This window comes from Bacillus cereus group sp. BfR-BA-01331, from assembly GCF_022663915.1.
Classification (GTDB): domain Bacteria; phylum Bacillota; class Bacilli; order Bacillales; family Bacillaceae_G; genus Bacillus_A; species Bacillus_A mycoides.
This window is the reverse complement of the sequence record NZ_JAKUGJ010000007.1, coordinates 193,200-217,362: the sequence shown is the minus strand read 5'-3', so window position 1 is coordinate 217,362 and position 24,163 is coordinate 193,200. Positions and strand designations below refer to the sequence as shown.

Sequence of the window (24,163 nt, the reverse complement as noted above, 5' to 3'; positions counted from 1 at the left end):
GTCTATTAGTTAGAAGGGGGCCTTATTTTTTAGGACAGGAGTCTGTCTTAAAAAGATAAGGCCCCCTTTTGCCTTTATAAGGAGGAAAAAGAATGATTACGTTAACAGGACACACATTGACAGTTGAAGAAATGAAGAGGTTGTTACTTGAAGGTGAAGGTGTAACAGCTTGTCCAAATAGTATGCAACAGGTAGCAGAGTGCCGCGAAGTAGTTGAGAAAATCGTAGAGGACGGAAAAGTCGTTTACGGTATTACAACTGGATTTGGAAAGTTTAGTGATGTGCTTATTCAAAAAGATGATGTAAAAGCACTTCAGCACAACTTAATTCAGTCACATGCGTGCGGAATAGGCGATCCATTCCCTGAAGAAGTATCACGCGGTATGTTGATTTTACGAGCTAATACGATGTTAAAAGGAGTATCGGGTGTTAGACCACTTGTTGTAAACATGCTTCTTGAGTTTGTAAATCGTAAAATTCATCCAGTCGTTCCGCAACAAGGATCACTTGGTGCGAGTGGCGATTTAGCACCTTTATCTCATCTTGCTCTCGTTTTATTAGGTGAAGGTGAAGTGTTCTACAAAGGAAAACGAGTTCATGCGATGGTTGCTCTTACAGAAGAAGGACTTGAACCTATTGAACTTGAAGCAAAAGAAGGTCTTGCGTTAATCAATGGTACGCAGGCAATGACAGCGCAAGGGGTTCTTTCTTATATAGAAGCTGAAGCAAGTGCTTATCAATCAGAATTAATTGCATCGATGACAATGGAAGGATTACGAGGCATTATTGATGCATTCGATGAAAATGTTCATAAAGCGCGTGGTTATAAAGAGCAAGTCGAAGTGGCAAGCAGAATTCGTGATATTCTTCATGATAGTAAACTTGTGACAAAACAAGGAGAACTTCGTGTACAAGATGCATATTCACTTCGTTGTATCCCGCAAGTTCACGGTGCTTCTTGGCAAGTTTTAAATTATGTGAAAGAAAAATTAGAAATTGAAATGAATGCAGCAACAGATAATCCACTTATTTTTGATGGCGGGGAAAAAGTAATCTCTGGTGGTAATTTCCACGGACAACCGATTGCATTTGCAATGGACTTCTTAAAAGTAGGGATGGCGGAGCTTGCAAATATTTCAGAGCGCCGTATTGAACGCCTAGTAAATCCGCAATTAAATGACTTACCACCATTTTTAAGTCCAGAACCAGGACTTCAATCAGGTGCCATGATTATGCAATATGCAGCGGCTTCACTCGTTTCAGAAAATAAAACGTTAGCTCATCCAGCGAGTGTAGATTCAATTCCGTCTTCAGCTAACCAAGAAGATCACGTAAGTATGGGAACAATCGCTTCACGTCATGCGCATCAAATTATTCAAAATGCAAGACGCGTTCTTGCAATTGAGATGATCTGTGCGATGCAAGCAGCAGAATATCGCGGAATTGAAAACATGAGTACAGTTACAAAAACGTTCTATCATCAAGGTCGTCAGCAAGTGCCATCTATTACAAATGACCGTATATTCTCAACGGATATTGAAAATATCGCGCATTGGTTAAAAACGAATTATTCAATAAAGGAAAGATTGGATGTAAATGCAGCACTATAAAACGAGAAAAGGGAGAGATTGAAATGGAAAAAGTACAACAAACAATTCGTGCGGCAAGAGGTACTGAGTTACAAACGAAAGGATGGGTTCAAGAAGCTGCACTTCGAATGTTAATGAACAATTTAGATCCTGAAGTAGCTGAAAAACCAGAAGAATTAGTTGTATATGGCGGAATTGGCCGTGCAGCTCGTAATTGGGAAAGCTACCATGCAATTGTTGATTCATTAAAAACGTTAGAAAACGATGAAACGTTACTTGTTCAATCAGGGAAACCAGTTGCAATTTTTAAATCACATGAAGATGCGCCTCGCGTTCTTTTAGCGAACTCAAACTTAGTACCGAAGTGGGCGAACTGGGATCACTTCCGTGAATTAGAGAAAAAAGGTCTTATGATGTACGGACAAATGACAGCGGGTAGCTGGATTTACATTGGGACACAAGGGATTTTACAAGGAACATATGAAACATTTGGTGAAGCGGCACGTCAACATTTCGATGGTTCATTAAAAGGTACTGTAACGATTACTGCTGGTTTAGGTGGCATGGGTGGCGCACAACCGCTTGCTGTAACGATGAACGGCGGTGTTGTAATTGCTATTGATGTAGATAAGCGTAGTATCGATCGTCGTATTGAAAAGAGATATTGCGATAAGTATACAGAATCATTAGAAGAAGCATTGGCTATTGCAAACGAATATAAAGAGAAGAAAGAGCCTATTTCAATTGGATTATTAGGTAATGCAGCAGAAATTTTACCTGAGTTAGTAAACCGTAATATTATCCCTGACTTAGTTACGGATCAAACTTCTGCCCATGATCCATTAAACGGTTATATTCCAGTAGGTTACACAGTAGAAGAAGCAGCGAAGCTTCGTGAAGAAGATCCAGAACGTTACGTACAATTATCAAAAGAAAGTATGAAAAAACATGTAGAAGCAATGCTTGCAATGCAAGAAAAAGGCGCGATTACATTTGATTACGGAAATAACATTCGCCAAGTTGCTTTCGATGAAGGATTAAAAAATGCTTTCGATTTCCCGGGATTCGTTCCAGCATTTATCCGTCCATTATTCTGTGAAGGAAAAGGACCATTCCGCTGGGTAGCACTTTCTGGTGATCCAGAAGATATTTATAAAACAGACGAAGTTATTTTACGCGAGTTCGCGGATAATGAGCATTTATGTAATTGGATTCGTATGGCACGTCAGCAAGTTGAGTTCCAAGGTCTTCCATCACGTATTTGTTGGCTTGGTTATGGCGAGCGTGCGAAATTTGGCCGCATTATTAATGAAATGGTGGCTAATGGTGAATTATCAGCACCGATCGTTATCGGCCGTGACCATTTAGATTGTGGATCAGTAGCATCTCCAAACCGTGAAACAGAATCTATGAAAGACGGTAGTGATGCAGTAGCAGACTGGCCAATTTTAAATGCATTAATTAACAGTGTAAACGGTGCAAGCTGGGTGTCTGTTCATCACGGTGGTGGCGTTGGTATGGGTTATTCACTTCACGCTGGAATGGTTATCGTTGCAGATGGAACAGAAGCAGCGGCAAAACGTATTGAACGCGTATTAACTTCTGACCCTGGTATGGGTGTTGTTCGTCACGTTGATGCTGGCTATGATTTAGCGGTTCAAACTGCGAAAGAAAAAGGCGTTAACATCCCAATGATGAAATAAGGAGGAAGAAACATGCTGGACACTTTACTAATAAATATCGGTCAATTACTAACAATGGATCAAGAAGATGGCTTGTTAAGACGGGAAGCGATGAATACGCTTCCTGTTATTGAAAATGGTGCGGTTGGAATTGAAAATGGTGTAATTACTTTCGTTGGAACAGCGGAAGAAGCTAAAGGATTACAAGCTAAAGAGGTTATTGATTGCGGCGGGAAAATGGTGTCTCCTGGTCTTGTTGATCCGCATACTCATCTTGTATTTGGTGGATCTCGTGAAAATGAAATCGCGCTAAAACTACAAGGAGTTCCGTACTTGGAAATTTTAGAACAAGGTGGAGGTATTCTTTCAACTGTAAATGCAACGAAACAAGCGTCGAAAGAAGAACTTGTTCAAAAAGCTAAATTCCATTTAGACCGTATGCTATCTTTCGGAGTTACAACTGTAGAAGCGAAGAGTGGTTACGGATTGGATGATGAGACGGAATGGAAACAATTAGAGGCAACTGCACAATTACAAAAAGAGCATCCAATTGATTTAGTTTCAACATTTTTAGGTGCTCATGCAGTTCCGAAAGAGTATAAAGGAAGATCGAAAGAATTTTTACAATGGATGCTAGATCTATTACCAGAAATGAAAGAGAAGCAATTAGCTGAGTTCATTGATATTTTCTGCGAAACAGGTGTGTTCTCTGTAGAAGAATCAAAAGAATTTTTATTAAAAGCGAAAGAGCTTGGCTTTGACGTGAAAATTCATGCAGATGAAATCGACCCTCTTGGTGGTGCGGAAGCAGCGGCTGAAATTGGTGCAGCATCAGCGGACCATTTAGTTGGCGCTTCTGATAAAGGAATTGAAATGCTTGCAAACTCTAATACAGTAGCGACTTTATTACCAGGAACAACTTTCTATTTAAATAAAGAAAGTTTCGCACGCGGTCGCAAAATGATTGATGAAGGTGTTGCGGTTGCTTTAGCTACAGATTTTAACCCAGGTAGCTGTCCAACTGAAAACATTCAGCTTATTATGAGCATTGCGATGTTGAAACTGAAAATGACACCAGAAGAAGTCTGGAATGCGGTAACAGTGAACTCATCTTATGCCATTAATCGAGGCGATGTAGCTGGGAAAATTAGAGTTGGTCGTAAGGCGGATTTAGTTTTATGGGATGCTTATAATTACGCTTACGTACCGTATCATTACGGCGTAAGTCATGTAAATACAGTATGGAAGAATGGGAATATCGCATATACAAGAGGTGAACAATCGTGGAGCACGGCCACTATTTAAAGAAAAATGCAAAATTTATCGATCAGGAAGTGACGAAATGGAGCGAAATGATTAAAGATTGGGAGGAAGGCGTAGAAATATTCGGTGCTGCCTTAATTGGAGCGCCCCTTTCTAAACCATCTATTAGTCATTCGGGAGCATGTTTTGCGCCAAAAACAATTCGTGCGATGTTAGATGCATATAGCACGTACGCAATTACAGAAGAACACGATATGAAAGAAAGTGTTCTTCATGATTGCGGTGATATTACGATGCATGTGACAGATATAAAAGAGAGTCATAACCGAATTGCGAAAACAGTTGGTCACTTGACGAAAGTAAATCCGAAAATGATACCAATCGTTCTTGGTGGTGATCACTCGATTAGTTTTCCGAGTATAACTGGTTTTGCAAATAGTAAAGGGAAGGTCGGTATTATTCAATTTGATGCTCATCATGATTTACGTAATTTAGATGATGGTGGTCCATCAAATGGTACACCGTTCCGTAGTTTGCTAGAAAATGATGTGATTACAGGAAAACAACTCGTTCAAATTGGGATTCGTAATTTTTCAAATGCACGAGCGTACCATGAATATGCAAAAGAGCATGGCGTGACAGTGTATACAATGAAAGATGTAAGAGAGCGAAAAATAAAAGATCTTATTTCAGAAAGTATTGAAGTATTAAGAAAACAAGATGTGACTTCTATTTATATTTCCCTTGATATGGACGTACTAGACCAAGCGTTTGCGCCAGGCTGTCCAGCAATTGGCCCTGGTGGGATGGATAGTACAACTTTACTTGATGCAATTGAATTCCTTGGTAAAGAGCCACTCGTTCAAGGGATGGATATAGTAGAAATTGATCCAACTCTTGATTTTAGGGATATGACGAGTAGAGTAGCTGCGCAAGTGATTATGAGTTTTCTTTTAGCGCGAGAAACGATTAGTAAACAGGTTAGTATATAAGCGAAGGATCGTGTGTGAAGTTTTGAAGCAACCGTTTTTGTCATTATATAAAAATACATCGCTACTTATATGTAGTGATGTGTTTTTTTGTTTTACAAGGTATATAAAATTGGAGAAAATGGGTGTAGAAATGTAACAAAATCGCGGGTTTTTTAGTGTTTCTGTACAGCTTGAATTTTTATGTGTAAATAAATTGACATAGAAAATAATTTTGTGATATTATAAAAATTTTGCTAAAAAAATAAATGTGTGTTAAGATTGAGAAGGTTACCATATATGGAGGTGGATTATTTGTTTCAAATTGGCGATAACATCGTTTATCCAATGCACGGAGCAGGTATAATTAAAGCCATAGAAGAAAAGGAAATCTCAGGAGAAAAAAGACAGTATTATGTTATAAAAATGTCGGCTAGTAATATGGAAGTAATGATTCCTATGGGGAAAATATTGAGTTCAAATATACGACCAGTTACAGATATAAAGGCATTAACAAACATAATAGATATTTTTCAGCATGGGGAATCAGATAGATTACTTACGTGGAAACAAAGGTATAAATTGAACACTGATAAAATAAAAACGGGTAAAATACAAGAAGGTGCTGAAGTTGTACGTGATTTATTACGTATGCAGAAAGAAAAAGCACTTAATGCAAGCGAAAAGAAAATGTTAGATAACGCACATGAATTTTTGATTAGTGAGCTGGGATTAATTGAAGGTATCACAGAAAATCAAATAAAAAGCTTTTGTTAAGATTCATTGTAGATAATGTATTACATCCCAAAAAAGATCTTGAATTTTTTGGGAATATAATTATAGAAAATCAATCATTTCAAAGACATTCAACTCTTTCAAACCACTTTTAGAGCATTAACCTCTTTTGTTATTACTACAATTTAATCCATTTTTATTTTTTAATTTCTTTTACGAATGTTCGAAGTTTAATTAAATAACTCGATAAAATAGTTACTTGATTTTTGCAATCCTGATTCACACTGGCACGGACGAGGAGCCGTAAGGATGAAAGAGAGGTAGGGCTTTCATTGTTTTAGGTATATAAGTTATTATTTTTAGAAGAATACTGAACCACTCCCACTTCTATTGTTAAGAGATTTTCCATATGTGAGGAGATAATAATTGTTTATTTTCTTTATTTAAAAGAGATAAAAGAATTGTTAGCCTTATATGGTCAACTAAAAAAGGTTTCCTAATTAGGAAACCTTTTTAATTTTTGTTTTTATCATTTTATTTGTTTAATATTCGAATCTTTAATGGTAAAGACGTATAAATTGACGTTACTATCTAAAAGTAAGTATGATGCGATTATAGTTAGATTTTTTTAGGGGGAAGAAAAATGACAAGTTCAAATAATAAAGCGGCAAGTATTTATGAAGGAACAAATATAAACGCTTGGGGGTCTTTTAAAAATATTGAAGAAACGAAGTTATTTCATCCGATTCAAATTGGATCTTGGTCTCTTCGTAATCGCATAGCGATGGCACCGATGACGAGATGTTTTGCAAATAATGAGACTGGGGTAGTTGGTACTGATGTAGTAGAGTATTATCAAAAACGTGCTGCTGATGGGATTGGATTAATTATTACAGAAGGAATTGTCATTAGCCCGAGAGCAAAAGGGAATCCGGGAGTACCAGGTATTTATACACAAGCGCAAATTGATTCTTGGAAACCTGTTACAGAGGCAGTACATAAAGAAGGCGGAACGATTATTGCTCAAATATGGCATGTTGGACGTATGAGTCATCACGAAATAATTGGTGGTCAAATGCCGCAAGCACCTTCTGCTATTGCTGCGGAGGGGAATGTTCCGCGTTTTCGTAAACCATTTGATACACCAGAAGCAATGACAATAGAAGAAATAAAAGAAGTTATCGGTCAATATGCACAAGCAGCAAAGAATGCGATAGAAGCTGGATTTGATGGTGTAGAAATTCACGGTGCACATGGATATTTAATTGACCAATTTACTTATGAATTTGCGAATAAGCGTACTGATAAATACGGCGGTGACTTAAAACAAAGGTTAACGTTTATGAAAGAAGTTGTTCAGGCTGTAATTGAAGCAGTTGGAGCTGATAAAACGCTTCTTCGCTTCTCTGCCTTTAAAGGTGATAATCCTACTTATATGTGGGAACATCCTGAACTTGCAATTGAAACGTTTGTAAATATGTTTAAAGAAGTTGGATTAACGATGATTCACCCTTCAACGATGAATTATACGCAAGTTATTGCTGACGGCAAGAATTTTCATCAATTAGTAAGAAAGTATTGGGATAGTACTATCGTAGGAGTAGGTAATTTGAATCCGAAAGAGGCAGAAGAAGCACTGCAAGAAGGAACAATTGATGTAGCGGCGTTCGGAAGACCATTAATCGCTAATCCAGATTTTGTTCAGCGAATTAAAAATGCTGAAAGTTTGGTTGAATATGACGCGAAAGAGCATCTTGTTACGTTAGTGTGAATAAGGATAAAAAGAGAACACATGGAGTGTTCTCTTTTTATTATGGAATTTCATATATAGGGGGAAGCGGAATGAGTGAAGCGCTACTCATTATTATTAGTATATTGCTCTTTTTGATGCTACTTTTAATTGTCTTTTTTATCATTACATTTTTTATTAAAAAACGGACGCATCATTCTATATTAAAACTGCATCCATACTTAGGTAGAATGCGCTATTTGCTCGAAAAAATAGGCCCGGAATTTCGGCAATATTGGTTTGATCATGATACTGACGGAAAGCCCTTTTCGCGCTACGATTTTCAAAGTGTTATGTTTCTAGCAAAATACCGTTCTGAAATACTTGGTTTTGGATCAAAACGAGATTTTGAGGAATCTGGCTATTATATTGCTAATACATTATTCCCCACATTAACAGATGAATTAAGTGTGAATCTCACGCAAGAACGTGAGGGGAAAAAATATATGATTCATAAAGAAGGGTTATTTTCAAGAAGAGAAAAATTGACAGCGGATACAACAAACCTTTGGTTGTATGAAGAAGATGATGCAATTATAGTCGGCGAAAATCGTAAATATCCATGGAAACTGTATGGGATGTTTGGAGCGTCAGCGACATCTTACGGTGCGATTGGAGAAAATTATATTTTATCAGCTGGTTTTGGTGCAAAAATGGCAGGTGGTTCGTGGATTAATACTGGGGAAGGGGGTGTCATTCCAGAACATTTACATACGGGTGCAAATATCATTGCCCAAATTGGTCCGGGATTATTTGGATACCGTGACGAGGACGGGGATTTTTCGATGAAGGAATTTATGGAGAAGGCGAAAGAAAGTAATATTAAAGCGTTTGAATTGAAATTTGGGCAAGGAGCAAAAATACGTGGTGGTCATTTAGAAGGACAGAAGGTAAATGAGAAAATCGCTTCCGTTCGGAAAGTACGAGAAGGAGAAACGATTAATTCGCCAAATCGTTTTTCATTTATTAGTAGTGCCGCAGAGGCTTTATATTTTATTCAAGATTTACAAGAAAACGGTGGTAAACCAGTGGGTATGAAAATTGTAATTGGTCAACAGAAGCCTTTGGAAGATTTATTAAAAGCAATGAAAGAATTAAACATCTATCCAGATTTTATTACAATCGACGGTTCAGAAGGTGGATCAGGGGCAACATATAAATCGATGGCGGATAGTATGGGGCTTCCGCTTATACCGGCACTACTTACATTTATTGATACAGCAAATCATTACGGTGTCAGGGATAAATTAAAGGTGTTTGCCTCCGGGAAATTAATCACGCCAGATAAAGTAGCGATTGCTTTAGCTATCGGTGCAGATGCCGTAAATTCAGCACGCGGATTTATGATGGCAAGTGGTTGTATTATGGCACTTCAATGTAATTCAGGGCAATGCCCATCGGGGGTTGCAACTACGAATCCACACTACCAAAAAGCATTAGATCCGTATGAGAAAAAATGGCGAGTAATGAACTATGTTATTAGTATGAGATATAGTTTGTTTTCATTAGCGGCAGCAGCAGGGGTAAAGAGCCCACGCCATTTAACGAGAGAGCATATTGTGTTTAAAGATGAGATGGGGAGAGTAGTTCCACTTTCGGAATTGTTTCCTTCCGTAATTGGGAAGTAAATATGTAGCTGAACAAAAAAAATCAAAAAAGTCATACATTTGTATGGCTTTTTTGGTTATGGGAAAAGTAGAAATTTATTACATGAATGTTCCCGCTTTTCGGTTGCTCTTTTTCAAACAAATTGTTTGATGGAGATGAGTTATCAGAATATTGTTTTTGATGAAAAAATGAAATGATATCCGCATTGACAATAAAAACTAATTAGACTATAATAAATCTCGAATTCAAGATATTTTTTGAAGGATAGTCAAAATCATAAAATCAATATTTAAAATATAATCATAAGAACTGTAGTTTTTTTGTAAAATATCTCGAATTCGAGATAATTTTTGAACTAAATGAAATGTGTTAGTTTTTTAGAGAAATACCTCAATTTTGAAAAAGATGGTATTGCGGATTGAACTTTATCATATGGACAAAATGAATAATGAATTTTAGCGAATAAACGTTTTTTGTAATGAAATAAAAAAAGGGGTGGAGAAAGTGGAAAAGAAAACGATGGGAATTCATCACATTACAGCAATCGTAGGTCACCCACAAGAAAATGTAGATTTTTATGCAGGTGTATTAGGATTGCGTTTAGTAAAACAAACAGTGAATTTTGATGATCCAGGTACGTATCATCTTTACTTTGGTAATGCAGGAGGAAAGCCTGGAACAATTATTACGTTTTTCCCATGGGCAGGTGCTCGTCAAGGTATTATTGGGGACGGTCAAGTAGGCATTACGTCTTATGTCGTACCAAAAGGCACAATGGAGTTTTGGGAAAATAGATTAGAAAAATTCGACGTACCGTATACAAAAATGACTCGGTTTGGAGAACAGTATATAGAATTTGATGATCCACATGGTTTGCATATAGAATTAGTTGAAAGAGAAGAGGGCGAATTAAATAATTGGACTTTTGGGGAAGTTACGCCAGAAGTAGCAATTAAAGGATTTGGCGGTGCTGTTCTTTTATCTGCACAACCTCAAAAAACTGCTGAATTGCTAGAGCATGTTATGGGTCTTGAGAAAGTAGGAGAAGAGGGAGAGTTTATGCGGTTCCGTTCTTCTGCTGATATTGGAAATATTATCGATTTGAGATTATCAACAATTGGACGTGGGCAAATGGGTGTTGGTACAGTTCATCATATTGCTTGGAGAGCGAATGATGATGCTGATCAATTAGACTGGAAAGAGCATGTGTCTCGCTTTGGATATGGTGTAACCCCTGTACAAGATCGAAACTATTTTAACGCAATTTATTTTAGAGAAAACGGCGAAATCTTATTTGAAATTGCAACAGACCCTCCTGGTTTTGCCCATGACGAATCTTTAGAGACGATGGGTGAGGAGTTAAAATTACCGGATCGATATGAACAACATAGAAAACAAATTGAACAGACACTCTTACCATTTGAAGTGAGAAATCTAGATTAAAGTGATTGAAAGGGGAAAAGGAATATGATGAAACATGTTTTTCAAAAAGGAAAAGATACGTCAAAACCAGTGTTGTTATTGCTTCATGGTACAGGAGGAAATGAATTAGATTTATTACCGCTTGCAGAAAGAATTGATCGGGAAGCTTCTGTATTAAGTGTTCGTGGAAATGTATTAGAAAATGGGATGCCTCGTTTCTTCCGCCGATTAGCAGAAGGTATTTTTGATGAAGAGGATCTTGTTTTCCGTACGAAGGAATTAAATGAATTTTTAAATGAAGCAGCAAAAACATATGAATTTGATAGAGATAATATCGTAGCTGTTGGGTATTCAAATGGAGCAAATATTGCGGCGAGCTTATTATTCCATTACGAAAATGCATTAAAAGGTGCAGTCCTTCATCACCCAATGGTGCCTAGAAGAGGAATAGAATTACCTAATTTAGCAGAGAAATTCGTATTTATCGCTGCTGGAACAAATGATCCAATTTGTTCACCTTCTGAGTCAGAGGAATTGAAGATGTTATTAGAAAATGTAGATGCTAATGTAACAATGCATTGGGAAAATAGAGGACATCAATTAACGATGAATGAAGTAGAGAAGGCAACAGAATGGTATGAAAAAATATTTTCACATGCATAAATAGTAGACTAAATCGAGTGTAAAATCATAAAGACTTTATACTCGATTTTTTTGTTGCAATTTAAGGGGTTAAAAGAGAATAGGAAAGTTATGTTAAAATATAAAGAAAATGTAGAATAATGGAGGGGAACTATTAGATGTCAAACTACGAAAATGAAGAAATGTTAACGGGAGGGAATGTCTCAAACGTATATCGTTCGGAAGATACTGTTCGACGAGAATTAAAGCAAGGCAGTACCAAAATTCATAAGCTATTAAATCATTTGGAAAACAAAGGTTTTAGTTATGCACCAAAGTTTTTAGGTATTGATGATAAAGATAGAGAGATATTATCATTTATTGAAGGAGAAGCTGGTAATTATCCTTTAAAAAAGTATATGTGGTCTAATGATGTTTTAAAAGAAATAGCGAAGATGCTCCGTCTTTATCATGATGCTGTGAGTGACTTCCCGTTATCAGATGATTGGAAACCGATGGATAATACTCCAAATAAAATAGAGGTTGTATGCCATAATGATTTTGCAATATACAACATTATTTTTAATAACGAAAAACCAGTAGGTATTATCGATTTTGATGTTGCTGGTCCTGGACCAAGACTTTGGGACATAGCCTATACTCTTTACACTTGTGTCCCATTAAGTAGAGTTTATTATAAGGAAACAGGTGAGGCAGTTTATTATAGTTCATTACAGCATGCAGACCGCATAAAGCAAAGAGTTAAATTGTTTTTTGAGTCCTATAAAAGTGATGGCATCGCCGAGGATTATTTGGAGATGGTACTTCTACGATTAGAAGGATTATGTAAATACATGAAAAGAAAAGCACTAGAAGGCGATATGAACTTCCAAAAGATGATAGATGAAGGGCATTTTGAGCATTATGAAAATGATATTCAGTTTATTCGTAAACATGGAAAAGAGTGGATTTAATAAAATAAATCGTATACAAAAATAAAGCTCAGAGTCATATAGGGACTTTGAGCTTTTTAGTGTAGATGTTTTCCACAATAACTGAACTACTTATAATATCTTGTAGATGTATAGTTAAGAGTTTGTTACAGGATGAGCTGTAGCAATCGGTAATTGGATATCGACAGTTGTTCCTATGTTTAATTCACTGGAAATGAATAATTTCCCGTGATGCTCTTGAATGATTTTATAGCACATCATTAAGCCAAGGCCAGTTCCTTTTTCTTTCAAGCTATAAAAAGGTTCGCCAAGACGAGCCATGCGCTCTTCAGGAATCCCACAACCTTCATCCATAATGCGTATTGAAACAAAATCATTTTCTAACGAAGTTGTTTGAATGAAAATGTTACCACCATCAGGCATCGCCTCGATTGCATTTTTTAATATGTTAATCAAAACTTGTTTTAATTGATTACTGTCACATTGAATGTCAGAAATATAATCGAAATGATCCATGATGATATGAACGCTATGCATAATTGCTGTTGGTAAAATAAAAGTTACAACTTCTTCAATTAATGTTTGTACGTTGCATGTATGAATAGATAATACTTGTGGTTTAGACATCGCCATAAATTGGCTTGTTATAGATTCCATTTGTGAAATTTCACTCAACATAACGTCCACATACCATTTGTTTTCCTCATTTATTTCTGGATGTAATAACGTTAAAAACCCTTTTAATGAAGTGAGCGGGTTTCTAATTTCATGGGCAATTCCAGCTGTCAGTTGTCCTACTACTGCAAGTTTTTCGGATTTCCGTAATAACTTTTCAGTTTCTTTTAGTTCGGTAACGTCTCTTCCCATCACTATAAGACCTTTGCGTGAGCCATCAGGATGGAAGAGTGGGACTTTTGAAATGCTTAAAACTAGGTCGAAATCATTTCTATGTATAATAAATTCCTCTCCGTGAAGAATTTGTCCTTTTTGCCATGTTAGTTCATCGATTTCTTCACAATGCAAAAAAGATTCGCGGTATGCTTCGTTATATTGAATGAGTTCATTATCTCTTTTTCCATGATAAGGAACGTTATGGAAATTGAAACAAGAAAGCGCATAGTCATTCGCTTCAAGCCAGCGTCCTTCATGATCCTTAAAAATAACAAATGCAGGCATTGAATTCATTAATGTGCGTAATCGTTTCTCACTCTCTTGTAATACTTTCTCAATTCTTTCTGATTTTTCAAGGGGTTTCATAATGGCGTATACACCTGTTAAACGGTTTTTAACAAAAATAGGAACTAATTTTGTTACGACATCTAGTAAATATCCGTCTTTATGATAAATAGAGACAATATACTCTTTTTGATTGTCAGCTGCAGCATTTTTTATGTATTGTAGCACTTGATCAGAAATATGTGCTTCTAAAATAGAAGTGATTGTTTTCCGCTCTAATTCGTTAGAAGTATAACCTAATATTCTTTCCGCAGAGGGGTTAATATGTAAAATAACTCCTTCTAAATTCAATGAAATAATACTATCAGGGTTATGTTCAAAAAGAGATGCATACATTTCTGCTAAAGAACGATTTTGTATATGGTTTCGCAAGCGCTCCGAGACGTTTGGGTGACGCTTTTTTTGAGTAGATGAATGTTTTTTACGACTCATAATATTTCCTCCGTACAACTAGCATCTAAAAAAGATGAATCTAGTACTAACTATAATATAGGTGCAATGTGTATTTCTATAAAAAATGGAAATTATATAATAAATTTTCTTTTTTATTTTTAGTGGAAGGTAAAAAAAGGTAGTAATAAGAGAATCTTATATTGCTTTATTAATATTTTCTAAGTTACATGAATGTATTTTCGTTATAACATTAGAATAGAAGAGGGGGAAGGAATATGAAAAATTATATTCAAGGAATTGATCATGTACAAGTAGCGGCGCCAGTAGGATGTGAAGAAGAAGCACGAGAATTTTATGGTAATAAAATTGGTATGGAGGAAATCCCAAAGCCAGAGGAATTAAAGAAGCGTGGTGGGTGTTGGTTTAAGTGTGGAAATCAAGAGATTCATATCGGAGTTGAGCAAAATTTTAATCCAGCTAAAAAAGCGCATCCAGCTTTTTATGTTTTGAAAATTAATGAATTTAAACAAGGGTTAATAAAGCGAGGTATTGAAGTAATAGATGATCATGCGCGACCAGATGTAATCAGATTTTACGTGTCAGATCCGTTTGGAAATCGAATTGAATTTATGGAAAATAAAAACTAGGTGGAGATCCACCTAGTTTTTTACACTTTTCTAAACAATCCTAATACTTCAACAGTCTCCGTAATATTAACGAATGCATGAGGATCAATTTCCGAAATCGTTAGTTTCATACTTGCTAATTCTTCACGTGAAACGACTGTCATAAGTACACGTTTTTTCTCGTTTGAATAAGCACCTTCACCATCAAGTAACGTAATGCCACGTACTACAGTTGAAAGAAGCTTTTTTTTCATTTCTTCCGCTTGATTTGTTACAATCATAAGTGTAACTTTACGATGTTTTGTATGAACGGCATCAATTACTTTACCAGTTACATAAATTGAAAGTAAGCTTGTAAGGGCAACATCCCAAGTGAAGAAAAATCCTGCAATGACAACAACAACTGTATTTAATGCAATAAGGAATCCACCAAGTTTAATATCTCGCTTGCGAGATAACAACATACCGATAATATCAAAGCCACCAGTTGAACCATGGCAGTTAAAGACAAGACCAATACCAGCACCGGCGATGACACCGCCAAATACAGATGATAAAAGTGGGTCTGTTGCTACGACTTTTACTGGAACATAGTATAATGCAACAGATAATACAATTACAGAAACAACCGTGTTAAAAATTACTTTTTTTCCAAGACCTATGTATCCTAAAATAAGGATAGGTAAGTTCAATACAAAGTTAATAATACCTGTGTTTACAGGGGTTACAATCCCTAAAATAATAGCAATTCCGCCAATTCCACTACTTAAAATTTTATGGGGGATAAGGAAAAGATTAAAGGCAATTGCGATAATAATAGAACCAAAAATAACACCAAGAAATCTGACCATCTCTTTCCCGTCCTTCACTAAATAATCATATTATTTCAAGATTATATATGAAATTGAAAGTTTTTGGGGAAAACAGTTTATTTTGGAAAATTAGATTAATCTAAATAGTTCGAGTGTTTGATAAATTGGGAGGGGATACAGATATGAAGATAACGACGTATCAACAGAAGAGTCCTTTAAAACAAGAGTGTGAGGATTCATTTTTTTGTAATGAAGATAAAATGATTTACGGTGTATGCGATGGAGCAACACCGTTAGTTCCATTTTGTGATGAAGAAGGACATAATGGAGCATACATCGCTTCACATTTATTTGCAAGTCATTTTACTTCGCTACGAGAGATCAATAGTTTACAAGATGAAGTTGCAAAGGCGAATGAATTATTGCAAAGCAAGATGCTAGAGTACAAGGTTGATACGAGAAAAAAAGACCATCTGTGGTGTACATGTATTGCAGCAGTTCAAATAGAAGGCGATAAACTTGAATATGCACAATTAGGTGATTGTATGATCGTTGCAATACTTCAGGATGGAGCGATAAGAGTATTAACGAAAGATACAGTTAAGGGAATTAGTAAACGCGCAAAAAAGAAGAGAGAAGAGGATCGTAAAAAAGGATTACCAGTCCCGGAAGAACATGTTTTTCAAGATGTTCGGGAGCAGTTGAAATACAACCGCTATCTTGCGAATGTGCCAAACGGTTACGCAGTTGCAAATGGGATGAAAGAAGCAATGACTTATTTACAACATGGGGAATTACATGTAGCTGATGTAAGTGGGATCTTTATTTGTTCGGACGGATTGTTCCATCCGGAGTGGTCGTTAGAACAAATTGTGATATATATAAGAAAGAATAGTATAAAAGAATATGTAGCAATCATTGAAAGGCTAGAAGGAGAAAATAGAATAAGACCAGATGATAAAACAATTATTATAATTGATTTTTAAGGGGAGGAAGTTCAAATGGAAATTAAATGTGTAAATTTAACATTTCAAGATGAATTAGTTCCTTTAGAGAAAGTAAATAAACTGATTGTCCACCATACGTCAGAAGATGGATGGGATGTGTATAAAACTCACGAATTTCATCAAAAGGTAAGAGGATGGAGCGGGATTGGTTACAATTATTTTATTGAAGAAGATGGAACTGTAGTCGAAGGGCGAGGTTTACATATTGGAGCACATGCGAAAGATAATAATAGTGACACAATTGGAATATGTATGACGGGAAATTTTGATAAATATGATCCAACTACTGCACAAATGAATTCATTATATTCTTTATGTAAAATGTTTGTGAAGCAGTTTGCCATAGAGAAAGGAAATATACTCGGCCATAGGGAGTTAGAAGGGGTTACAAAAACTTGTCCAGGAAATCGATTTTCTATGGTAGAGTTAAGAAAAGTATTATCTTAAATATAGAGGAGTAACGAATGATGATGAACATAAAAATAACGAATGATAAAAAAGAAGAGCTTGTAGCACAAATTCAGCAATTTTTCGTTGAAGAAGATTTAGATGAAATTGGACGTTTCCAAGCAGAACGTTTAATAGAAGAAATGATAAAGTTAGTAGGGCCATTTGCATACAATCAAGCAATTGGAGATGCAAGAAAACTTGTAAGTGAGAAATTAACGAATATTGAAGAAGATTTATATGTGTTAGAGAAGAATGAAGGGAAATAAAAAAAGACTAGAAATTCTAGTCTTTTTTTATTTGATTAGCAGAAAAAAACATGGAGAAAACACGGAAAGGACATTGGAAATACATCTTTTATTTTTAGAATATTCTTAGTTTTAAAATACTTTAGAAAGGAAGATTGTAATGAGATTAACTCCAAGAGAAATTGATAAACTGCTGGTAGTTGTTGCGGCTGATTTAGCGTATCGACGAAAGGAGAGAGGGCTTAAGTTAAACTATCCGGAAAGTATCGCTATTATTACGTATGAAATTTTGGAAGGAGCAAGAGATGGTAAAAATGTAGCGGAATTAATGGAGCTTGGAAAAAATATTTTAAGTGCTGAAGATGTTATGGATGGTATTGCAGACATGATATCAGATATTCAAGTTGAGGCAACTTTTCCTGATGGAACAAAATTAGTAACTATTCATCAACCAATTCATTAAAGGAAGTGAATGTTATGATTCCAGGGCAATATATCCTTGCGAAAGAAGACATAGTATGTAATGGAAATAAAAAAGCAACGAAAGTTAAGGTGTTAAATCAGGGAGATAGGCCGATTCAAATTGGATCTCATTACCACTTTTATGAAGTGAATGAGGCGTTAAAGTTCAATCGTAGTGTAGCAATTGGACAACATTTAAATATTCCAGCGGGTACAGCGGTAAGATTCGAGCCTGGGGATGAAAAAACGATTGAATTAGTTCCATACTCAGGGAAGCAAGAAGTATATGGATTTAAAAATAAAGTGGATGGCGATATTCAATCTTACAAAAAAAGAGGGAGATAGCATGAGTTTTAAGATGTCACGTAAACAATATGCTGATTTATATGGTCCAACTACAGGAGATTCTATTCGTTTAGCGGATACACAATTATTCGCACATATTGATCGAAATTACACGGTATATGGTGATGAAGCTGTCTTTGGTGGAGGAAAATCAATTAGGGATGGTATGGGACAAAATTCGCAACTTACAAGGGAACAAGGTGTTGTGGATGTTGTTATTACGAATGCAATTATTATTGATTATACAGGAGTATATAAAGCGGATATTGGTATAAAAGATGGAAAGATTTCAGCAATTGGTAAGAGTGGTAATCCTTCAGTTATGGATAATATTGATATCATCATTGGAACATCAACGGAAGTAATTTCTGGTGAACGAAAAATCGTTACAGCTGGAGGTATTGATACACACGTGCATTTCATATCCCCACAACAAATTGATACAGCATTAGCTTCAGGTATAACAACTTTAATTGGGGGAGGAACAGGACCGGCAGAGGGTACTAAGGCAACTACAATAACGCCTGGATCTTGGAATTTAAGAAAAATGCTAGAGGCAGCAGAAGCTTTTCCTATAAATCTTGGGTTTTTAGGGAAAGGAAATAGTTCAAGTTTACCTGCCCTGGAAGAACAAATATTTGCAGGAGCTATTGGATTAAAAATTCATGAAGATTGGGGAGCGACTTCTTCAGCAATTAATCACTCGTTACAGATTGCTGATAAATATGATATTCAAGTTGCTATTCATACTGATACGTTAAATGAATGTGGTTTTGTGGAAGAAACGATAAAGGCTATTGATAATCGTGTTATTCATACGTACCACACTGAAGGGGCTGGTGGTGGGCATGCACCAGATATTATAAAGATTGCTGCACTGAATAATATTTTACCTTCTTCAACGAACCCGACCTTGCCATATACAGTGAATACGTTGGATGAACATTTAGATATGCTCATGGTATGTCATCATTTAAAAGCAAATATTCCAGAAGATGTAATGTTTGCGGATTCAAGGATTCGAAAAGAAACAATTGCGGCAGAGGATATTTTGCAAGATTTAGGGGTTTTCAGCATGATTAGCTCTGACTCGCAGGCGATGGGAAGGGTTGGAGAGGTTATTATTCGCAATTGGCAAACCGCCGATAAAATGAAAAAGCAGATTGGTAGTTTAGAGGGAGATAAAGAGTATAACGATAATAATAGAATTCAACGCTATATAGCTAAGTATACAATTAATCCAGCTATTACACATGGGATTTCAGAATATGTCGGCTCTATTGAAGCTGGGAAATATGCAGACCTTGTAATATGGGATCCACAATTTTTCGGTGTTAAGCCAGATATGGTTTTGAAAAACGGGATGGTAGTGATGGCATTAATGGGAGACGAGAATGCTTCGATCCCCACACCACAACCATATTATGAAAAAAAGATGTTTGGTGCATATGGAAAAGCGGTACAGTCAAGTTCGATTACATTCGTATCTAAAGTAGCTTATGAGAATAATATTAAAGAAAAATTAGGTTTAAATAAAGTTGTATTACCTGTTAGAAATACGAGAGAGATTTCTAAGCAAGATATGAAGCTGAATAATGCAACACCAGAAATTGAAGTAGATCCGCAGACATATGAAGTTAAAGTTGATGGACAAGTTATTACGTGTGAAGCAGTAGATGTATTACCTATGGCTCAAAGATATTTTTTATTTTGATATAACGGAGGAGATAAAATGATTATTGAAAAAATTAATAACAACGTATGCAATATGAATGATTTTGCAAATACAAAAAAGCATCTTGATAGAATATTGATTTCTAGTGAGCTTTTACTAAAGAGGGTTCAGAAATTATATTCAGAATCTGGTTTTGAAATTGGGGTGTCTTTAGATAATGGAGAAACATTAAAGAACGGTGATATTTTATATGAAGATGAACATCGTATTGTATATATTGAAGTGTTACCAGAAGAGGTAATTGTAATTACTCCAACGTCAATAAAAGAAATGGGAATTATTGCGCATAACTTAGGAAATAGACATTTGCCAGCACAATTCGATGAAGGGTGTATGATTTTGGCGAACGACTACTTAGTAGAAGATTTACTCAAAAAGGAAGGTGTTCCTTATCAAAAAGAAAATAGAGTATTACCCAAACCGTTCAAGCATGCTTCACACAAACATATTTAACCTACTTAACCTACTCCAAATTAGTGATTCGAACTTCCCAACAGGAAGTTTTAGTCACTCTTTTGGATTAGAAACATTTATTCAAGAGGGACAAGTTACAAATAAAGGAGAATTTTTCAAATGGATTAATCGATATGTAAAAGTGCAATTAACACACACGGACGGCTTAATTTGCAAATATACTTACGAAGCCACTAAGAATAATGATGGAAAACAAATTACATTTTTAGATGATTTAATAACAGCACAAACATTGCCTTTTGAATGTAGAAGAGCAAATAGAATGATTAGTAAAAGTACTTCTAAACTATTGTGTGAACTGTTCTCATTTGCAAATTTAAATATATACAAAGAAGATGTTATGGGTAATAAATTAGAAGGTCATCCGAGTATCGTATACGGAATATTAGGGGCGGAATTGAAAATGACAGTAGAAGAAACGCTCTTAGTTTTCTTATATTCAAGTGTTGGAAGCATAATTCAAAATGGTGTGAGAGCCATTCCTCTTGGACAAACAGATGGTCAAAAACTATTACAAGAATGCCATGAATTGATCTGTGAATCTATTGATAGAATTCAAATACTTTCATTAGATAATTTTGGATTGAATGATCCTGAATTCGAAATAAATCAAATGCAACATGAAGATGTAAATGTAAGAGTCTTCATGTCATAGGGAGGAAAAATAAAATGATAAAACCTATTAAAATTGGTATTGGTGGCCCCGTAGGTGCTGGGAAAACAATGTTAGTTGAAAAGTTAACAAAATATTTAAATACAGATTATGAAATTGCAGCAATTACAAACGATATTTATACGAAAGAAGATGCAAAGATTTTATTGAAAACGGGTGTTTTACCAGAAGATAGAATTATTGGTGTAGAGACAGGAGGGTGTCCACATACAGCAATTCGAGAGGATGCTTCTATGAATTTTGAAGCAATTGAAGAGCTCATGATTAGACATAGTAATTTAGATATTATTTTTATTGAAAGTGGGGGTGATAATTTAGCTGCCACATTTAGTCCAGAGCTAGTGGATTTTTCAATTTATATTATTGATGTAGCACAAGGAGAAAAGATTCCTCGTAAAGGTGGACAAGGAATGATCAAATCTGATGTATTTGTGATTAATAAAACGGATTTGGCACCTTATGTAGGGGCTGATCTTGGAGTTATGGAGCAGGATACGAAAAATTACCGACATAATAAACCATATTTTTTTACAAATTTGAAGGATGAGGAAGGCTTACAGGGATTAATAAATTGGATGCGACAAAACATCATGTTAGAAGGATTGAAGAAATGAAAGCCCCTACAGGTGTCTTAAACATTGATGTGATGGAAAAGAGACATAAAACGGTACCTATTAAGGTTTATCATAAAGATGCCTTAAAAGTAACGCAGCCAATATATTTGGATGATTATGGTAGAGCATATTACTATATCATGAATTCTGGTGGAGGTTATTTAAAAGGAGACTTCTATTCTATAAATATAAATGTTCATGAAGATGCGAAAACATATATAACAAGCCAATCAGCAACGAAAATTTACAAGACTCCAAATAGTTATGCTTTGCAAGAATTGAATGTTTATATTGGTGAAAATGCTGTTATGGAGTATTTACCAGATCCGTTGATTATGTACAAGGATGCAGCATATAAGCAAAAAACAAATATATATATGCAAAATAATTCTACATTGATTTTATGCGATTCAGTTACGCCTGGTTGGTCTCCAAATATGGAGAAGTTCACATACCAGTATTTTGATTCGCTAACAAAAATATATATGGAAAACAAACTTGTAGTTTACGATCATCTATTGTTAAACCCTTTCAAAGAGCCGCTAGATCAAATGGGAATATTAAATCAATATTCCCATTATGGTACTTTCATGGTTATTAATGAGAACATTACAAATGATTTAATTGCAGCATTGAAAACTTCGCTTTCTAACACTAACAATATGAAGATTGGAATATCTTCTATGCCATGTAAAGGCTTTGTCATACGCATACTTAGTCATAATACAGAGGATATGGAGTCTATATTTTTTCAGTGTCATCGTTTTGTTAGAAAGAATTGTCTGCATGAAGAATTAACATCCTATCGAAAATATTAAGTAGGAGAAGGGGATACTATGACTAATGTGGGATTATTATTTGTCGGTGCAGTTCTATTTATGAATGCACTAGCAGCTTTTAAACTCATTGATAGCAAAAGTGTAGGGTACTTCAATTTATTTGTAGGGGCATTACAAACTTTGACACCACTATATTTATTATTTACAGGAAGTCAATCTAATGAGTGGACTATCCTATCTAATGGAACTATTTTTTTATTTGGTTTTACTTATTTATATGTTGGCCTTACGAATATATTAGAACTTGATTCTTCAGGTGTAGGCTACTATTCTCTTTGGGTTGCTATTATTGCAACGGTTATGGGAATAGCGAATCAATTACATGAGAGTGGAAGTCTACAAAGTACAATAATTTGGTTCTTTTGGGCGTTCCTTTGGTTTTTATTTTTCTTGCAAGATGGGTTGAAAAAGAAGATTCATATTTATGTAGGGATTGTTTGCTTCATTGAATCCTGGATTACTGCAACGATACCAGCCCTGTTAACACTTACAAATCATACAGGCATGTTAAATGATTTTGTAATTATTTTAGTGACTATTATAACGATTGTAGTTTTTATTATGGCACTTTTCTTTTTCAAGAGTATTCAATCTAAAGTAGAAAGGGTTAGTAACTATGTGGAAAAGTGAACTGAAAAAAGCAACTAATTTTTTTGTTATTATTATATTTCTTCATGTGCTTGGAATTCTCTTATTATTACCTGCACTGTATAAAGGCAATAGCATAATTGGAATGGCTATTATTGCATATTCTTTAGGATTGCGTCATGCGTTTGATAGTGATCATATTGTCGCAATTGATAATACTGTTCGGAAATTAATTGAAAAAGGTAAAAACTCACAGGGGGTGGGGTTTTACTTCTCATTAGGACACTCTACTGTAGTATTTGTGATGATCGTATTAATTGCTTTAATTGGAAAAACAGCAAAACATGGAATGGAGAGTTTTTCTACTATAGGCGGTATTATCGGCACAATTGTTTCTAGTACATTTCTTATTATTATTGGGCTTACCAATCTGTTGTACCTTATTAAAGTGTTACGAAGCCAAGAGGATAAGCAACCAGAAAACTTAGGATTTATATATCGTTTCACGCAGCGCTTATTTAGGTTTATTGATAGTCAAAAGCAATTGTATATGATCGGTTTTTTATTTGGGCTTGGTTTTGATACAGCAAGTGAAATCGGATTAATTGCTCTTTCTACAGTAACTGCAACAAGTCAATCTATCCCGCTTGTAAGTATATTTGCTTTTCCCATTTTGTTTGCTGCAGGAATGTCGTTGATGGATACATTAGATAGTACATTCATGAATACGAATTATAAGTGGGCAATGGAAAATAGTCGAATTAGAAATTCATATAACGTATTAATTACCTCAATATCTGTTATAACGGCTTTTTTAATAGGGGGTTATCAACTATTATCTTTACTTATTGAAAGCTATAATTTACAGGGACCGTTTTGGAATCTCATTCAGGTAGTTAATTTTGATTATTTGGGTATATGTCTTGTTGTATTCTTTATTATTTCTCTTATTGTTTTTGCTGTATGGAATAGAAATGCATTTAAAGAACCACTTACAAAGAGTATAGAGAAATAAAAATATACCGTGTAATATT

General features: G+C 35.3%; 25 protein-coding genes. 23 read left to right on the top strand and 2 right to left on the bottom strand.

Annotated elements, in window-relative coordinates; genetic code table 11:
• Positions 1-92 precede the first annotated feature (92 nt).
• The 10 genes from hutH (at position 93) to MR155_RS15515 (ending at position 12,651) form a co-directional block, all read left to right on the top strand.
• Complete coding sequence (gene hutH, locus MR155_RS15560; RefSeq protein WP_063219752.1) at positions 93-1,610, top strand: histidine ammonia-lyase; 1,518 nt, start codon at positions 93-95, stop codon at positions 1,608-1,610.
• Between the two features lie 23 nt (positions 1,611-1,633).
• Positions 1,634-3,292, top strand: coding sequence for a urocanate hydratase (gene hutU, locus MR155_RS15555; RefSeq protein ID WP_002033512.1), 1,659 nt, complete (start codon positions 1,634-1,636; stop codon positions 3,290-3,292).
• A gap of 12 nt (positions 3,293-3,304) precedes the next feature.
• Complete coding sequence (gene hutI / locus MR155_RS15550; RefSeq protein ID WP_242310474.1) at positions 3,305-4,576, top strand: imidazolonepropionase; 1,272 nt, start codon at positions 3,305-3,307, stop codon at positions 4,574-4,576.
• Positions 4,555-5,526 carry a formimidoylglutamase gene (gene hutG, locus MR155_RS15545; RefSeq protein WP_002137746.1) on the top strand — a complete coding sequence of 324 codons (972 nt, stop codon included), beginning with the start codon at positions 4,555-4,557 and terminating at the stop codon, positions 5,524-5,526. The genes hutI and hutG overlap by 22 nt, the downstream gene beginning before the upstream one ends.
• Before the next feature lie 291 nt (positions 5,527-5,817).
• Entirely contained in the window at positions 5,818-6,279 is a 462-nt protein-coding gene (locus MR155_RS15540) for a CarD family transcriptional regulator (protein ID WP_170935206.1), read from the top strand.
• A 601-nt stretch (positions 6,280-6,880) separates the two neighbouring features.
• Positions 6,881-8,008: an alkene reductase gene (locus MR155_RS15535; protein WP_242310473.1), complete on the top strand. Its 1,128-nt coding sequence runs from the start codon at positions 6,881-6,883 to the stop codon at positions 8,006-8,008.
• Between the two features lie 71 nt (positions 8,009-8,079).
• Positions 8,080-9,654, top strand: coding sequence for an FMN-binding glutamate synthase family protein (locus MR155_RS15530; protein WP_242310471.1), 1,575 nt, complete (start codon positions 8,080-8,082; stop codon positions 9,652-9,654).
• A 484-nt stretch (positions 9,655-10,138) separates the two neighbouring features.
• The gene (locus MR155_RS15525; RefSeq protein ID WP_242310469.1) at positions 10,139-11,077 is read left to right on the top strand and encodes a ring-cleaving dioxygenase; all 939 of its coding nucleotides are present in this window, start codon (positions 10,139-10,141) and stop codon (positions 11,075-11,077) included.
• A 27-nt stretch (positions 11,078-11,104) separates the two neighbouring features.
• Positions 11,105-11,719 carry an alpha/beta hydrolase gene (locus tag MR155_RS15520; protein ID WP_002087830.1) on the top strand — a complete coding sequence of 205 codons (615 nt, stop codon included), beginning with the start codon at positions 11,105-11,107 and terminating at the stop codon, positions 11,717-11,719.
• Positions 11,720-11,856: 137 nt separating this feature from the next.
• Positions 11,857-12,651: a phosphotransferase gene (locus MR155_RS15515; RefSeq protein WP_242310467.1), complete on the top strand. Its 795-nt coding sequence runs from the start codon at positions 11,857-11,859 to the stop codon at positions 12,649-12,651.
• Between the two features lie 114 nt (positions 12,652-12,765).
• Here MR155_RS15515 and MR155_RS15510 read toward each other — a convergent pair whose 3' ends face one another.
• The gene (locus tag MR155_RS15510; protein ID WP_242310465.1) at positions 12,766-14,298 is read right to left on the bottom strand and encodes a BA3702 family sensor histidine kinase; all 1,533 of its coding nucleotides are present in this window, start codon (positions 14,296-14,298) and stop codon (positions 12,766-12,768) included.
• A 236-nt stretch (positions 14,299-14,534) separates the two neighbouring features.
• On the opposite strand from MR155_RS15510, the gene MR155_RS15505 reads away from it, so the two are divergent.
• A complete protein-coding gene (locus MR155_RS15505) occupies positions 14,535-14,906 on the top strand; it encodes a VOC family protein (protein WP_242310463.1) in 372 nt (123 codons plus the stop codon).
• 20 nt (positions 14,907-14,926) lie between these two features.
• Here MR155_RS15505 and MR155_RS15500 read toward each other — a convergent pair whose 3' ends face one another.
• Positions 14,927-15,736 carry a YitT family protein gene (locus MR155_RS15500; protein WP_000251329.1) on the bottom strand — a complete coding sequence of 270 codons (810 nt, stop codon included), beginning with the start codon at positions 15,734-15,736 and terminating at the stop codon, positions 14,927-14,929.
• 143 nt (positions 15,737-15,879) lie between these two features.
• On the opposite strand from MR155_RS15500, the gene MR155_RS15495 reads away from it, so the two are divergent.
• The 12 genes from MR155_RS15495 to MR155_RS15440 all read left to right on the top strand — a co-directional run bounded on the left by MR155_RS15495 (position 15,880) and on the right by MR155_RS15440 (position 24,144).
• Positions 15,880-16,683: a protein phosphatase 2C domain-containing protein gene (locus MR155_RS15495; protein WP_242310448.1), complete on the top strand. Its 804-nt coding sequence runs from the start codon at positions 15,880-15,882 to the stop codon at positions 16,681-16,683.
• Between the two features lie 15 nt (positions 16,684-16,698).
• A complete protein-coding gene (locus MR155_RS15490) occupies positions 16,699-17,151 on the top strand; it encodes a peptidoglycan recognition protein family protein (protein WP_242248004.1) in 453 nt (150 codons plus the stop codon).
• Between the two features lie 17 nt (positions 17,152-17,168).
• Positions 17,169-17,420 carry a DUF2164 domain-containing protein gene (locus tag MR155_RS15485; RefSeq protein ID WP_002033529.1) on the top strand — a complete coding sequence of 84 codons (252 nt, stop codon included), beginning with the start codon at positions 17,169-17,171 and terminating at the stop codon, positions 17,418-17,420.
• A gap of 139 nt (positions 17,421-17,559) precedes the next feature.
• Positions 17,560-17,862 (top strand): urease subunit gamma, encoded by a 303-nt coding sequence (locus tag MR155_RS15480; RefSeq protein ID WP_001241327.1) that lies wholly within the window; start codon positions 17,560-17,562, stop codon positions 17,860-17,862.
• A 14-nt stretch (positions 17,863-17,876) separates the two neighbouring features.
• Positions 17,877-18,206, top strand: a complete 330-nt coding sequence (locus MR155_RS15475; protein ID WP_000612162.1) for an urease subunit beta — start codon at positions 17,877-17,879, stop codon at positions 18,204-18,206.
• A gap of 1 nt (position 18,207) precedes the next feature.
• Positions 18,208-19,920, top strand: a complete 1,713-nt coding sequence (ureC, locus tag MR155_RS15470; protein ID WP_097863701.1) for an urease subunit alpha — start codon at positions 18,208-18,210, stop codon at positions 19,918-19,920.
• Positions 19,921-19,938: 18 nt separating this feature from the next.
• The gene (locus tag MR155_RS15465; RefSeq protein ID WP_000582803.1) at positions 19,939-20,394 is read left to right on the top strand and encodes an urease accessory protein UreE; all 456 of its coding nucleotides are present in this window, start codon (positions 19,939-19,941) and stop codon (positions 20,392-20,394) included.
• Positions 20,372-21,070, top strand: a complete 699-nt coding sequence (locus tag MR155_RS15460) for an urease accessory protein UreF (protein WP_219303743.1) — start codon at positions 20,372-20,374, stop codon at positions 21,068-21,070. The genes MR155_RS15465 and MR155_RS15460 overlap by 23 nt, the downstream gene beginning before the upstream one ends.
• 14 nt (positions 21,071-21,084) lie before the next feature.
• Positions 21,085-21,702 (top strand): urease accessory protein UreG, encoded by a 618-nt coding sequence (gene ureG / locus MR155_RS15455; RefSeq protein ID WP_000594929.1) that lies wholly within the window; start codon positions 21,085-21,087, stop codon positions 21,700-21,702.
• Positions 21,699-22,520, top strand: coding sequence for an urease accessory protein UreD (locus MR155_RS15450; protein ID WP_242310446.1), 822 nt, complete (start codon positions 21,699-21,701; stop codon positions 22,518-22,520). Before ureG ends, MR155_RS15450 begins: the two co-directional genes overlap by 4 nt.
• A gap of 18 nt (positions 22,521-22,538) precedes the next feature.
• On the top strand, positions 22,539-23,171 hold the full coding sequence (locus MR155_RS15445) for an AmiS/UreI family transporter (RefSeq protein ID WP_002087808.1): 633 nt from the start codon (positions 22,539-22,541) through the stop codon (positions 23,169-23,171).
• Complete coding sequence (locus tag MR155_RS15440; RefSeq protein WP_002128522.1) at positions 23,158-24,144, top strand: HoxN/HupN/NixA family nickel/cobalt transporter; 987 nt, start codon at positions 23,158-23,160, stop codon at positions 24,142-24,144. Before MR155_RS15445 ends, MR155_RS15440 begins: the two co-directional genes overlap by 14 nt.
• Positions 24,145-24,163: the final 19 nt, after the last annotated feature.